This is a genomic window from Saccharothrix sp. ST-888 (assembly GCF_000955975.1).
Lineage (GTDB): Bacteria > Actinomycetota > Actinomycetes > Streptomycetales > Streptomycetaceae > Kitasatospora.
In genome coordinates this window covers 1-304 of record NZ_JYJF01000965.1, presented here as the reverse complement: position 1 = coordinate 304, position 304 = coordinate 1, and the positions used below count along the sequence as shown (strand labels likewise).

The window sequence follows — 304 nt, the reverse complement described above, 5'->3', positions numbered from 1 at the left end:
CGGGAGACCGGGACGGCGGCCGGTGCGAGTAGGTGGAAACACCTGAAGCACCGTGCGGACGTGGCTCAGTTGGTAGAGCATCACCTTGCCAAGGTGAGGCTCGCGAGTTCGAATCTCGTCGTCCGCTCCCACTAAGCACGATCCAATTCAAGAAGATGCGGACTCGGGACACTGAGCTTAGCAAGAGGATGCTCTACCAACTGAGGCACGTCCGCACGGTGCTTCAGGTGTTTCGACCTAGTCGCACCGGCGGCCGTCCCGGTTTGCCGGTGGCGGCGACGAGGAATACTCTGCCCCATGGGTC

1 tRNA gene is annotated in these 304 nt (G+C 61.8%); it reads left to right on the top strand.

Going from position 1 to position 304, the window contains the following annotated elements:
- The first annotated feature begins 54 nt into the window (after nt 1-54).
- A tRNA-Gly gene (locus UK12_RS35185) sits at nt 55-127 on the top strand.
- Nucleotides 128-304: the final 177 nt, after the last annotated feature.